At 61.0% G+C, this 12,553-nt stretch carries 17 protein-coding genes; 12 read left to right on the top strand and 5 right to left on the bottom strand.

The window, feature by feature from the left end; translation table 11 throughout:
* The first annotated feature begins 466 nt into the window (after positions 1 to 466).
* The 11 genes from RY1_RS31095 to RY1_RS25965 all read left to right on the top strand — a co-directional run bounded on the left by RY1_RS31095 (position 467) and on the right by RY1_RS25965 (position 6,419).
* On the top strand, positions 467 to 997 hold the full coding sequence (locus RY1_RS31095; protein WP_072806941.1) for a DUF3558 family protein: 531 nt from the start codon (positions 467 to 469) through the stop codon (positions 995 to 997).
* A 41-nt stretch (positions 998 to 1,038) separates the two neighbouring features.
* Entirely contained in the window at positions 1,039 to 1,452 is a 414-nt protein-coding gene (locus RY1_RS26005) for a hypothetical protein (RefSeq protein WP_245819959.1), read from the top strand.
* Between the two features lie 159 nt (positions 1,453 to 1,611).
* The gene (locus tag RY1_RS26000) at positions 1,612 to 2,142 is read left to right on the top strand and encodes a DUF3558 domain-containing protein (RefSeq protein WP_072806940.1); all 531 of its coding nucleotides are present in this window, start codon (positions 1,612 to 1,614) and stop codon (positions 2,140 to 2,142) included.
* Positions 2,143 to 2,156: 14 nt separating this feature from the next.
* Entirely contained in the window at positions 2,157 to 2,543 is a 387-nt protein-coding gene (locus tag RY1_RS25995; protein ID WP_072806939.1) for a hypothetical protein, read from the top strand.
* A 200-nt stretch (positions 2,544 to 2,743) separates the two neighbouring features.
* The gene (locus RY1_RS31090) at positions 2,744 to 3,274 is read left to right on the top strand and encodes a DUF3558 domain-containing protein (protein ID WP_072806938.1); all 531 of its coding nucleotides are present in this window, start codon (positions 2,744 to 2,746) and stop codon (positions 3,272 to 3,274) included.
* A gap of 16 nt (positions 3,275 to 3,290) precedes the next feature.
* Entirely contained in the window at positions 3,291 to 3,479 is a 189-nt protein-coding gene (locus RY1_RS29865; protein ID WP_139279990.1) for a hypothetical protein, read from the top strand.
* A gap of 203 nt (positions 3,480 to 3,682) precedes the next feature.
* Positions 3,683 to 4,213, top strand: coding sequence for a DUF3558 family protein (locus RY1_RS25985; protein ID WP_084727877.1), 531 nt, complete (start codon positions 3,683 to 3,685; stop codon positions 4,211 to 4,213).
* A gap of 14 nt (positions 4,214 to 4,227) precedes the next feature.
* Positions 4,228 to 4,614 carry a hypothetical protein gene (locus tag RY1_RS25980; protein WP_072806937.1) on the top strand — a complete coding sequence of 129 codons (387 nt, stop codon included), beginning with the start codon at positions 4,228 to 4,230 and terminating at the stop codon, positions 4,612 to 4,614.
* Positions 4,615 to 4,815: 201 nt separating this feature from the next.
* Complete coding sequence (locus tag RY1_RS25975; RefSeq protein ID WP_072806936.1) at positions 4,816 to 5,346, top strand: DUF3558 domain-containing protein; 531 nt, start codon at positions 4,816 to 4,818, stop codon at positions 5,344 to 5,346.
* A gap of 140 nt (positions 5,347 to 5,486) precedes the next feature.
* On the top strand, positions 5,487 to 6,017 hold the full coding sequence (locus RY1_RS31085; protein ID WP_072806935.1) for a DUF3558 family protein: 531 nt from the start codon (positions 5,487 to 5,489) through the stop codon (positions 6,015 to 6,017).
* A gap of 141 nt (positions 6,018 to 6,158) precedes the next feature.
* Positions 6,159 to 6,419, top strand: coding sequence for a hypothetical protein (locus RY1_RS25965; protein ID WP_245819958.1), 261 nt, complete (start codon positions 6,159 to 6,161; stop codon positions 6,417 to 6,419).
* 58 nt (positions 6,420 to 6,477) lie between these two features.
* Here the strand turns inward: RY1_RS25965 and RY1_RS25960 are convergent, their stop codons facing one another.
* A complete protein-coding gene (locus RY1_RS25960; protein WP_072806933.1) occupies positions 6,478 to 7,095 on the bottom strand; it encodes a hypothetical protein in 618 nt (205 codons plus the stop codon).
* Between the two features lie 25 nt (positions 7,096 to 7,120).
* Positions 7,121 to 7,555, bottom strand: coding sequence for a VOC family protein (locus RY1_RS25955; RefSeq protein ID WP_072806932.1), 435 nt, complete (start codon positions 7,553 to 7,555; stop codon positions 7,121 to 7,123).
* 76 nt (positions 7,556 to 7,631) lie between these two features.
* Here RY1_RS25955 and RY1_RS25950 point away from each other — a divergent pair, with 76 nt between their 5' ends.
* On the top strand, positions 7,632 to 8,648 hold the full coding sequence (locus tag RY1_RS25950) for a magnesium and cobalt transport protein CorA (RefSeq protein ID WP_072807003.1): 1,017 nt from the start codon (positions 7,632 to 7,634) through the stop codon (positions 8,646 to 8,648).
* An 88-nt stretch (positions 8,649 to 8,736) separates the two neighbouring features.
* Here the strand turns inward: RY1_RS25950 and RY1_RS25945 are convergent, their stop codons facing one another.
* From RY1_RS25945 to RY1_RS25935, 3 genes are read right to left on the bottom strand one after another with little or no spacing between them, the layout of a single operon-like run.
* Positions 8,737 to 9,918, bottom strand: a complete 1,182-nt coding sequence (locus RY1_RS25945) for an RtcB family protein (RefSeq protein WP_072806931.1) — start codon at positions 9,916 to 9,918, stop codon at positions 8,737 to 8,739.
* 52 nt (positions 9,919 to 9,970) lie between these two features.
* On the bottom strand, positions 9,971 to 11,125 hold the full coding sequence (locus RY1_RS25940) for a lipase family protein (RefSeq protein ID WP_072806930.1): 1,155 nt from the start codon (positions 11,123 to 11,125) through the stop codon (positions 9,971 to 9,973).
* 49 nt (positions 11,126 to 11,174) lie between these two features.
* Positions 11,175 to 12,233 (bottom strand): VIT1/CCC1 transporter family protein, encoded by a 1,059-nt coding sequence (locus RY1_RS25935; protein ID WP_072806929.1) that lies wholly within the window; start codon positions 12,231 to 12,233, stop codon positions 11,175 to 11,177.
* Positions 12,234 to 12,553 lie beyond the last annotated feature (320 nt).

Raw genomic sequence — 12,553 nt, 5'->3', positions numbered from 1 at the left:
AGGCGCAAACGGCACCTCCTGCAACTACCGTGAATGCGTATTGGCAGGCGCTCACCGTGCCAGCAGATTCCAGCGTTTGTATCTGAACCCCGAAAGCGCCTCGACGTGCTTCCAGGCATGTACCGCATGTTTAGAGAAACTACGCGCCCACAAAATCGAGGCAGCAAAACTTTCAGACGTCCAAGCCCTCGGCAACTTCGATTCCGGCATCGCCTCGCAAAGACTTTCTCCGAGAAAGCGGTCGGGCGCCAACAACCTCGTCAACGTCCTGCAGAGTCACATCGATGTCGTCATGCAAATGCAGGCAGTCTTCCAGAAGTTCTTCACCTCAACCGAAACCGTCGACCCTACAAATACCCAAAGGCGTTCTGGTCGCATACTCGACCCTGTCCATCCGCCGCCCGACGGGAACCACAACCCCATCCCCTGCGTCTAACCCTTCGAGAGCACCGACGAAGGGAGACCCATGCCGCGCCGAGGAGTGGCGATCCTTGCTGCAGTCTTGCTCGCCAGCGCCTGCGGCCAGGGAGTCGACGGAACCCCTCTCGCCGGGTCACCCGCCGAGCCCTGGGATCCCTGCAGCATCCCGACTCAAGCAATCGAGGCAACGGGGCTACACCTGGCACCCGAAGGTGGTGGGTGGGGTGAAGGCATCGTCGTCAGGGACTGGACGCGGTGCGTGTGGGAACGAGTCAGTAGCGACGAGAGATATTCCGTCATAGCGCTCGCATCTACATCATCCACACTGGACGATCTTCGTGGGAACCCGAACTACAGAGATTTCGTTCCAGCGGACTTCGGAAGCAGAACTGGATACCGCCACTTCTACACGGGTTTCGATGACGAAGAACGATGCGGATTGGCGATTGATACCACTGCTGGTGTGGTCAGCTTTTCTCTGAACGAGGAGCGTGCTGGCCGCGACAACCACGATTCCTGCTCGCGGCTCCTGGAACACGCCACCGCTCTCGCTGACTACCTCCCTCCGAACGCGTAGAGAAACGACCGTGTGATGGCACCCGAAAATCGAGTTCAGCTGTGCCGAATTGGGGCTCACTGGCACGAGCCGCCGATTCAGGCGACCTCCATCTGGATGTGGACGCCGCGCGATCGTGCGACGAGGCGTGCGTTGAGTACCTCGAAAAGCTCTACGCGCACCAAGGGGTCGCGTTAAGCCTCACCGACGTCGAAGTCCTCGGCAGCTTCGATTTCGGCATCGCCCTCGCAAAGACCTTCTCCGAAAAGGCGGTCGGTGGCGCCAACAACGTCGTCGACGCACTCCAAAGTCACATCGACGTCGTCATGCAGATGCAAGCGGTGTTCCAGGAATTCTTCACCGCAACCGCGACTGACACCGTCGGCCAAGACAACGCAGCCGCCATCGCCATCGCCCCGCAGAATCCACCGCGCTATCTCCCGACCCTCACCGAACGGACCTTCACCCCGAACTAAATTTCCCGCACCACTGCAGGAACAACTACCCCCGCCGGCCCTACAAATACCGAAAGGCGTTCTGGTCGCAAACTCGACCCTGTCCATCCGCCGCCCGACGGGAACCACAACCCCATCCCCTGCGTCTAACCCTTCGAGAGCACCGACGAAGGGAGACCCATGCCGCGCCGAGGAGTGGCGATCCTTGCTGCGATCGTGCTGGTCACCGGATGCGGCAGAGGAATCGTCGGAACCCCAGTAGCCGGCCTACCAGCCGAACCATGGGACCCCTGCAGCATCCCCACACCGGCGATCGCGGCGACTGGGTTGGATTCCGACCTAGTTCAATCTGGTTGGGTCGACGGAGTCGTAGTCGACGACTGGTTGTTGTGTGTGTGGCAAGGTCCAGCCAACAATCCCTCCTACTTCTTCCGAGTACTTTTTTCAACGAAATACAGTTTGAACGACGTCCGGACAAATCCGGCCTATGAAGACTTCGACGAAATTGTTGTTGGCGAACATAATTGGCTCAAGTACCGGTCCAATGCACTGCCCGCAAGTGAACGGTGTGATATCGCATTCGAAACGACAAGTGGAGTGGTGACCACTGCAGTGGAGGTCAAAGGAAGCCACACGGCGATAGATGACCCTTGCAATCTGGTGGTTCGCCATACCGGCGATTTGGCTCAATATTTCCCTCCACAACCCTAGAACCAGGAGTAGGCATGACACCTGAGTCCACAAAACCGACATCCTTTTGGGCTGCCATGGCCACCGAAGTGGATCGAGGAAATCTAAGTCTGAGTCCCGAAGCAGCAGCACAATGCGACGCTGCGTGCACCAACTTCATAGCGAAGCTCGAAGCACACAGACTCAACGCAGGAGTGCTGCGTGAAGTGAAAGGATTGGGTACGTTCCCGTCCGGAATCGAGCTTGCGCAGAAGTTCTCTGAAAAAGCCGCCGGAGGCACCAACAGCCTCGTCGACGTCCTGCAGAGTCACATCGACGTCGTCATGCAAATGCAGGCAGTCTTCCAGAAATTCTTCTCCGCCACCGACACCGTCGACCAAGACAATGCCGCTGCCATCACCCAGCAGAATCCGCCGCGCTAGCTGCGGCCCAGATACCGAATAACCCCCACACGAAACCAATCGACAGCACAACTGCAGGAGAAACAGGGTCAACCCGTTCAGGACGTACGCGGTGCTGCGCCCTCGCCGCACAGTCGAACCCTTCGATCCCTCTGCGCAGCGGGAACCACAACCCCATCCGCTGCGTCTAACCCTTCGAGAGCACCGACGAAGGGAGACCCATGCAGCGCCGAGGAGTGGCGACCCTTGCTGCAGTCTTGCTCGCCAGCGCCTGCGGCAACCACGTCGAGGGAACCCCTCTCGCTGGGTCACCCGCCGAGCCCTGGGATCCCTGCAGCATTCCGGCTCAAGCAATCGAGGCAACGGGGCTTGATCCCATCAGCAAGAAGGAGGGGTGGACCGAGGGAATTGCGGTTGACGAATGGGCACTGTGTACATGGCAGGGCAATACACCCAACTCTTCATACTTTTTCAGAGTTCTCTTTTCGAACCAGCGGGACCTTGAAGACATCCGATTCAACCCTCTCTACACAGATATTTCGACAATCGCTGTTGGCCAACATAATTGGCTACAGTATCGATCCAAAGCAATACCTGCTGATAGCAGATGCGACGTCGCTTTCCAGACGATTGAAGGAGTCGCCGCTGTTGCGGTGGAAGTGCTTGGAGGTCTACCTCCGCTGGGTACTCCGTGCGACATCGTCTACCGCCATGCATACACACTCATCGAAGAATTCCCGCCGCAAGCGTAGATGACAAGGAGTTACTGTGCCGGAACCCGAAACGTCGCATTTCTGGAACGCCATGGCTTCGGCAGCCGAACGCGGGAATCTCTATCTTGCTCCCGGAGTGGCCCAAGAATGCGACCGAGTCTGCGTCGAATACCTGACGAAACTCCGTGCCCACAAGTCAGACGCAGGCACCATCGCCATCGCCCCGCAGAATCCGCGGCGCTAGCTCCCGACCCTCAACGGAATGGACCTTCACCCTGAACCAATGTCCCGCACTACTGAAGGAACAACAACCACCACCCCGTCCGCCCAAGAAATACCGAAAGGCGTTCTGGTCGCATACTCGACCCTGTCCATCCGCCCCCCGACGGGAACCACACCCCCATCCGCTGCGTCTAACCCTTCGAGAGCACCGACGAAGGGAGACCCATGCAGCGCCGAGGAGTGGCGATCCTTGCTGCGATCGTGCTGGTCACCGGATGTGGCAGAGGAATCGACGGAACCCCGGTAGCCGGCATACCAGCCGAACCATGGGACCCCTGCACCATCCCGGCACAAGCCATCGAGGCAACGGGGCTGGATCCGAAAGTTGCCGACCATGGATGGGGGGCCGGAATCTCAGTCCCCGACTGGGCTCGTTGCACTTGGAAAGGTCCACAACTCAAGCCGTGGTACTTCTTTGGCGTATTGTTTTCACAGGTCCACACTCTCGACGAGGTTCGTGACCGACCAGGAAACTCCGGTCTCGCCGATTTGAGACTTGCCGACCGAGATGCAATTCTGTTTTTCTCCAACATTCTCGATAAGGACGAAAATTGCAGCGCCGCGTTCGAAACAAAATTTGGAGTCGCTTGGCTTACTGTCGACGCAATCGGAAGCACCGGCCCAATGGGTGAACCTTGCACGGTGCTGAAGGATCATGTAGCGGATCTAATCGATCACTTTCCACCACCTCTGTGACAAGGAGTCGACCCATGCCGCCTGCAAAGTCGTCGACAAACACTCATTGGGCCTATCTAGCCGATGCAGTAGAGCAAGGAAATCTATACTTGGATCCGGAAACAGCCCGCCAATGCTTCCAAGTATGTGAAGAATTTATCGGTGAATTGAATCTACACAAGGACGTAGCTGTCCACTTGGCCGACGTCAAAGGCCTCGGCAGCTTCGATTCCGGCATCGCCCTCGCAAAGACTTTCTCCGAGAAAGCGGTCGGTGGCGCCAACAACCTCGTCGACGTCCTGCAGAGTCACATCGACGTCGTCATGCAAATGCAGGCGGTCTTCCAGAAATTCTTCTCCGCCACCGACACCGTCGACCAAGACAATGCCGCTGCCATCACCCAGCAGAATCCGCCGCGCTAGCTGCGGCCCAGATACCGAATAACCCCCACACGAAACCAATCGGCTGCACCACTGCGAGAGCGGCACGATCAGCCCGTTGGGGACGTACGCAGTGCTGCAGCCACACCGCACACTCGAACCCATTCGATCCCTCCGTACGACGGGAACCACAACCCCATCCGCTGCGTCTAACCCTTCGAGAGCACCGACGAAGGGAGACCCATGCAGCGCCGAGGAGTGGCGACCCTTGCTGCGGTCCTACTCGCCAGCGCCTGCGGCAACGGTGTCGGGGGAACCCCAGTAGCCGGCGCACCAGCCGAACCCTGGGACCCCTGCAGCATCCCGACGCAAGTTATCGAAACGACGGGCCTGGATCCCACCAGCAAGAAGGATGGGTGGCCCGAGGGATTGGACGTCGACGACTGGAGGCTGTGCACGTGGCAAGGTCCGCAGCCATCACCCTGGTATTTTTTCAGCGTACGTTTCTCAACCGACTACACGCTCGACGATGCGAAAAATGACGTGGCATATCTCGACCTTGCCGACATATCGGCGCCCGACCGAGGGATGGTGAGCTACCGCACGAGAACTCGTGCTCCTCTCGATTGCAATGTTGCAGTGGACGCTGCCAACGGTACGGCCAAAATATCGCTCGATGTCATTGGTTCTGCCAGTGCTCAGTCAGATCCTTGCCAGGTACTGCTCAAGCATGCGAATGATGTTCTGGACCAGATACCATTGCCAACGACCTGAGAATACGACTACTCCGAATCCCACTGTGACCCACTGGCAGTCATTGGCCAAGGTCGCCTACCAGAACCCTCCGCACCGCGGGAACCGCAAACCCATCCGCTGCGTCTAACCCTTCGAGAGCACCGACGAAGGGGAGACCGATGCAGGGCCGAGGAGTGGCGATCCTTGCTGCGATCGTGCTGATCACCGGATGCGGGCGAGGAGTCGACGGAACCCCACTAGCCGGCGCACCTGCCGAACCCTGGGACCCTTGCAGCATTCCGGCTCAGGCAGTCGAGGCAACGGGCCTACACCTGGCACCCGAAGGTGGAGGGTGGGGTGAAGGCATCGTCGTCGAGGATTGGACGCGGTGCGTGTGGGAGTGGAAAGGTCGGGATTCCCAGCACTCGGTGAGGGCACTGGCGTCGCAGGCTCATTCCGTCTCCGACATTCGAGTCGATACGCAGTATGCCGACTTCAGCGAAATGAATGTCGCAGGGCGAGCAGCAACACAATTCCATTTCAGCGCGTACCCCCCAGCAAAGAGATGCGGAATAGCATTCGATACGTCGGCAGGTGTTGTGATCCTGACAATTTCGGAAGAAGGAAAATCCACTACATCTGATTCATGCCAGGTCCTGCTCCGTCATGCGTCGAGTTTGAGCGACTACATTCCACCTCGAGCCAAATAGAGAGGGTCCAAAATGGCACCGCGGGAGCTTGTACCCCCGTCAGGGAGTTGGCCTGCGTTATCCGACGCTGTCGATCGAGGAGATCTTTTCCTCGATGAGACGGTGGCACGGCAATGCGACGAGGCATGCAAACAATACATCGTGAAATTGACAGCGCATAACCGCTCGGCAGAAGATCTCGCGGTTGTCAAGGGCCTAGGCAGCTTCGATACCGGCATCGCCCTTGCAAAGGTGTTCTCCGAGAAGGCCGCCGGTGGCGCCAACAACCTCGTCGACGTGCTGCAGAGTCACATCGACGTCGTCATGCAGATGCAGGCGGTGTTCCAGAAGTTCTTCACCACAACGGACGCCGTCGACCAAGACAACGCTGCTGCCATCACCCAGGCGAACGCCCCGCGCTAGATCCGTCGTCAAATCCGCGACCCGGGCGCCGAGTGCCCACACTCGCGAACGCCCCCACTCAGGCCCCTTCCAACGCCGGCAACTCCTCGTGGACGGTCCGGAGAAAGTCCACATCGCATCGGTTCGTTCGAGCCGGCCCGAATGAACCCGAGCCACAGTCCGGCGGAAACCCCCACCTCACCCGTCCCGGATCGACACGGTCGACCGCCGAATACCACTCGGTCAACGGCCCCGACAATGCAGCGTGAAGCTCGAAATGTCGCCGACGTCGCATAGGGTCATTGTCACGCTGGCTTCTCAGCACCTCGGGAGTCGGAATCGATACGAAGATCACGTCCGCGAACCCAAGCACGCCGCGCTCGAATGCCGTGCACACAGCAGACAGCTCGCGTTCGTACCGCACCCTCGGCGTAGCCCCGATACGTGCCAGGCACCAGCTGTAGTGCAGCTTCAGCGGATCACTGTCGCAGATCGCGACACCGGCCCGAGCCTCCAGCCGCTGTGTCTCAGCCCATCTGCCCGAGTTCACCGCAACCCAGTACGCAGCCTGAGCATCGACGTCTGCACCGTCGGGTTCCGAACCAGTGGGCTGATACTCGGGCACGAACTCGGGAACGTTCCCGCGACACCACGTGGTCTTCCCAGCAGCGCTGGGACCCTCCACCGCCACGATCATTCCGCGAATCTTGCCCGACGACGACCTACAAGGCCTTCAGCACCACTGTGCCGTCGGCGTCGACGCTGAATCCGGGGTTGTGGCAGACCTCCCACAGGACGCCGTTGGGATCCGCGAAATGCCCGTGATAGCCGCCGAACGCCGCACGCTGCGGTGGCTTGACCACGGACCCTCCTGCATCGACGGCTGCTTGAACCACGGCATCGACCTCGGCGGGCCCGTCGACGTTGTACGACAGCGTCAACCCACTGACTGTCGCAGGCCCACCTTCGTGTCCGAGGTCTTCGGTGAACTTCTGGGCGTCGAACAGCCCCAGCACCAGGCCGGGACCGATCTGAAAGAACAAGATCTCACCCGGGACGTCCAGCAGAGCCGTCCAGCCCAAGCCGTCGCGGTAGAAGGCACGGGCAGCATCGACATCCGGGGTCGCGAGCGTGAGAAAGTTGATCCGCTGATCCATGGACCCATTCTGACGTGTTCCGAACCGATCTGGCAGGCTTGAAGCCTACGAACTTCGAGAGAACAGGTTGGAATCGTTGCCCATCGTCGACAACGCTGTCTACGTCGACGGCAAACGTACCGCTGATCCCGAGACCCTCGACACCACATACGAGGTCATGCGGGAGCGCGCCGGTATGGCCTGGATCGGGCTCTACCGGCCCGAGATCGACGAAATCAATTCGGTCGCTGCCGAATTCGGTCTACACCGGCTCGCCGTCGAAGATGCGATCGCCGCTCACCAACGTCCCAAACTCGAACGCTACGCCGACCAACTCTTCGTCGTGCTGCGCCCGGCCCGGTACATCGACGAGACGGAGAAAGTGGAATTCGGTGAACTGCACGTCTTCCTCGGCCCCGACTTCGTCATCACCATCCGGCATGCGGAGTCGCCTGAGCTCGGTACTGTGCGCAGGCGCCTCGAGGACGCATCGGAGCTGCTGAAACTGGGCACTCAGGCTGTGCTGTACGCGATCCTCGACCAGGTGGTCGACGAGTACCAACCCGTCGTCGAAGGCCTTCAGAACGACATCGACGAAATCGAAGACCAGCTCTTCTCGCGCGACCCCGCAGTCTCGCGCCGGATCTACACGCTCTCCCGTGAGGTCACCGAGTTTCAGCGGGCCGCGGCGCCCCTGGTCGCGATGATCGAATCGCTCAAGCACGGTGAGGACAAATACGACGTCGACATCGAACTTCAGCGCAATCTCCGCGACGTACTCGACCACTGCGAGCGGATCGTCGAGCGAGTCGAGGCGTTCCGGGTGAACCTGCAGAACGCGCTTCAGGTCAACGCGACTCTGGTTGCCCAGCAGCAGAACGACGAGATGCGCGCGATGACGCAGGTCAGCCTCGATCAGAATGAACAAGTCAAGAGAATCTCCTCGTGGGGTGCCATCCTGTTCGCGCCGTCGCTCATCGCCGCGATCTACGGAATGAATTTCGACGACATGCCAGAACTCAAGTGGCACTTGGGTTATCCCCTTGCGCTGGTGGCGATGGTCATCTGCTCCAGCATCCTGTACATCGTGTTCAAACGTCAGAAGTGGCTCTGATCGAGGCGGCGATGCACTCCCCGGTTGCGCGTGTCGCCTCCTGACGCGCGCACAACCGGGGAGTGGATCCGCCCCCATCACTACCGGCTCATGTTCCCTTGACGTTGAGGATCTGCCGCAACTCGTGCTCGATGTCGACGAGATCGACAGCGTCGGCCATCACGGTGTCGATCGACTTGTATGCGTCGGGAATCTCGTCGACGAACTCTTCTCCGTCACGAAACTCGATGCCCACCATACGGTTCCGCAGATCTTCGAGGGTGTACCGCCTCCTGGCCTCGGTCCGGGAGAACCTCCGTCCCGCACCGTGCGGAGCCGAGCACAATCCAGCGGCACTCCCCTTCCCGACGACGACGTAAGACCTCGTCCCCATCGACCCGGGAATCATCGCCTTGACACCCTCGTGCGCATCGACAGCGCCCTTACGCGTCAGCCAGACGTCCTTCTTGCCGTGCTTCTCCTTGACCGTGTAGTTGTGGTGGCAGTTCACCCTTTCGAGCTCGCGGTGATCCGAGACGCCCATCCACTGGGCGAATACCGCACCGAACCGGTCTATCATCTCGGCCCGGTTGAGGTAGGCGAACCGCTGCGCCCAGCTCAAATCCTTGATGTACCGCCCGAATTCGGGTGTGCCCTCCGGCAGGTACGCCAGGTCCTTGTTCGGCAGCTCGATCCACCACTGCGCGCACAACCGCTGTGCGACGGCTATGTGCTTCTTGGCAATCTTGTTTCCGACACCACGAGACCCGCTGTGCAGGAACAGCCATACATGATCGGTCTCGTCGAGACAGAGCTCGATGAAATGATTGCCGCCGCCCAGTGACCCGAGCTGCTCCCGCCACTTGGGCGAGTGCGTCAAGTCGACGTCGTTCGACCCGGCAAGGCTTTCGAGCTCGGCCAGCTTGGCAGCCGTGAAGTCCCATGCGTCGACGCCGGTGTTGTAGTTTCCCGGCGAGAGCGGAATGCTCGCCTCGATCGCGATCCGCAGGTCGACGAGGTTGCGTCCGTCGATGTCACCGAGTGTGAAACCGGTACGGACGCCGATCATTCCGCATCCGATATCCACGCCCACGGCAGCGGGGATCACCGCGCCGAGCGTCGGGATGACGGTGCCGACAGCACTACCCATTCCGCTGTGCGCGTCGGGCATCAGGGCGACGTGCGGGTGGACGAACGGCATCGACGCGGTCTCCCGTGCCTGCGCCAACGTGTTGTCCTCGATATGAGAAGCCCAATTGAGCAGCTTCGAGCCCACCTTCTTCGGGGGCATGATTGATTCCTTTCAGCCCCCTACGGCATCGAGATGTACAGCCGAGGAGGCGCTATTCGAACAAATGCTTCACGAACGGAACCGAATCCGCTTGTGACTGAAGTAGAGCGCCGCTGTGATCGGTCGGATAGGTATGCAGAGTCACGTCCTGGCCGTTGGCTTTCAACTGAGCAACCAGCGAAAGCGCCGCGGGCGCAGGGACATCGACATCCGTCAACCCTTGGCCGATGAACACCGGTCGGTCGTAGCCCGAGGTGGGCACGCCCATGTAGTCGTTGACCAGCCCGTAGAAATTCGGGATCTGATTGAGCGGTTTTGCGAACAGATCACCCGAGATCGTTCCTTCGAACTCGTCCTCCGCCGCGAGCACGCAGACCCCTTCCGCGCGGTCGACGAGTTGTCTTCCCTGCTCGGTGAGGTACGAGTTCAGATCGATCTCCGGATGCGCATATCGCAGCCCGGCCAAGATGTAGAGCAGATAGGTCGTCAGGCCTTTACCGGCGGCGACCGGCAGAATCCCGGGTCCGAGTGGCAGCAAAGCCAATTCGATGTTCGCCGGCACGCCGGTTCCGACCGCGCCTCGGTAGTCCAGCTCGGGCCCGCCGTATTCCGTCGCGTATCTGCCCGTGGTGATCGCCGCTCCGCCGCCTTGAGATTGGCCGACGACAACCCACTTGTTCGACAGAGAATCCTCGACCTGCCGCGAGGCCTTCACCGAGTCGACGACGCTGTGAGCGGACACCTTGCCGTCGAGGTACGGCATCAGCCCCGGAGTACCGAGACCGACGTAGTCCGTCGCCGCGATGGCATAGCCCTGCCCCAGCCAGGTCCCGAGATACTGTCGGTCGCGATCCGCGTCGGCGGGACCGACGAGGGACGGCGCACAGTCGTCCGCCAGGCCCGAGGTGCCGTGCGCCCAGCCGATGACGGGCCAACCGCCCTCGGGTGCAGTGCCTTCGGGAACGAAGAAGGCGCCGGTACTCAGCGCGGGCGCGCCGTCGGATCCGACTGTCCAGTACGTGATCCGCTTGGCCTCCGCGGTGCCGGGGAGCCACAGGTCGGCTGCCAACTCCTCGACCTCGACCACCGTTCCCGGCGTGGTGTCGACCTCGTCCGCGGACGCAACCGAAGCACCGAGCACGGTGACACTCAGCACGAGGGAGGCCACCGAGAGGGCAGCGACAAGCGGACGAGAGATGATCGACATGACAGACACATTAACGTGAGCCGAGCGAAAAGTGCGCCTGAATTGTTTCTCAGGCGCCTCCGCCGAACAGTGAGCCCAGCAGGTAGGTCGCCGCTGCAGCCCCGTATCCGATCGCGAGTTGACGCAGTGCACGTTTGACCGGTGGTCCGCCGCTGAGAAGCCCGACCACCAAGCCGGTCCCGATCAGGGCAATACCGACCAACACGGCCGCAACGACCAGCGCCGCAACACCTTCCAAGCCCGCGAGATACGGCAGCACCGGAATCACGGCGCCGGAGGCGAAGAAGCAGAAGCTGGCCGACGCGGCACCGATCCCTGTTCCGACGGACTCGTGGGTTATCACCTCCGAGCCCATCGCGTCGTCGGACGTCATGTGCGCGAGTACCCCCGCGGCCTTGGTCTCGGCCTCCTCGGCGGACATCCCGCGGGCGCGATAGACCAGCGCGAGTTCGTTGGTGTCGACGTCGAGGTGCTGGACTGCCTCGCGAGCGGAACCGGCGGGCGACGACGCCTCGAGCAACTCGCGCTGGGAGCGCACCGACACGTATTCGCCCGCACCCATCGACAGCGCTCCGGAAAGTAGTCCTGCGAGACCGGTGACGAGGATGATGTGGTTGGACACGCCGCTGCCGCTGATGCCGAGCACGAGCGCAAGGTTGCTGACCAGGCCGTCGTTCGCGCCGAACACCGCGGCTCTGAAGTTGCCGGACAGTCTGTTTCGGCCACGGGCGGCGAGACCACGCACAACCTCGGCATGGATCTGCTCGTCGGCGATCATCGCATCGGTCGCACCCGACTCGGGCGTGTACGGCGACCTGCTCTCGGCCCGCTGCGCCAGCGCAAGTACGAAGACCGAGCCGAAGCGTCGCGCCAACAGTCCGAGCAGCCGAGTACGCGCCGAACCCCGCAACGGCATCCCGACGCGATCACCCAACACCGTCCGCCAGTGTTGCTCGTGGCGACCCTCCGCCTCGGCGAGAGCCAGCAGTATCTCGCGTTCCTCACCGGTGCGTCGTCCAGCGAGGTCGCGGTAGACCGCAGCCTCGGCTCGCTCGTCGGCCAGATAACGTCGCCAGCGTTTGACATCCTTGACGGAGGGTTCGGCCATGGGGTCAACGTACCGTCGGCGTGCCGGCTCGGGATGAGCGAATGGCGCCTTCGGTCCGCGTTTCGACGGCCCGCGGGGTGAGCGAGGGCGACATTCAGTCACTCCACGGTGAGCGAAGGCGACATTCAGTCACTCCACGGTGAGCGAAGGCGACATTCAGTCACTCTGAGTGAGCGAAGGCGACATTCGATCACCCCGCGGTGAGCGAAGGCGACATTCACTCACTCCACGGTGAGCGAAGGCGACATTCAGTCACTCTGAGTGAGCGAAGGCGACATTCAGTCACTCCGCGGTGAGCGAGGGCGACATTCAGTCACTCT

The sequence above is a fragment of the Rhodococcus yunnanensis NBRC 103083 genome (assembly GCF_001895005.1).
Lineage (GTDB): Bacteria > Actinomycetota > Actinomycetes > Mycobacteriales > Mycobacteriaceae > Rhodococcoides > Rhodococcoides yunnanense.
The sequence above is the reverse complement of the archived record's forward strand: the minus strand, read 5'-3'. Positions and strand labels throughout refer to the sequence as shown.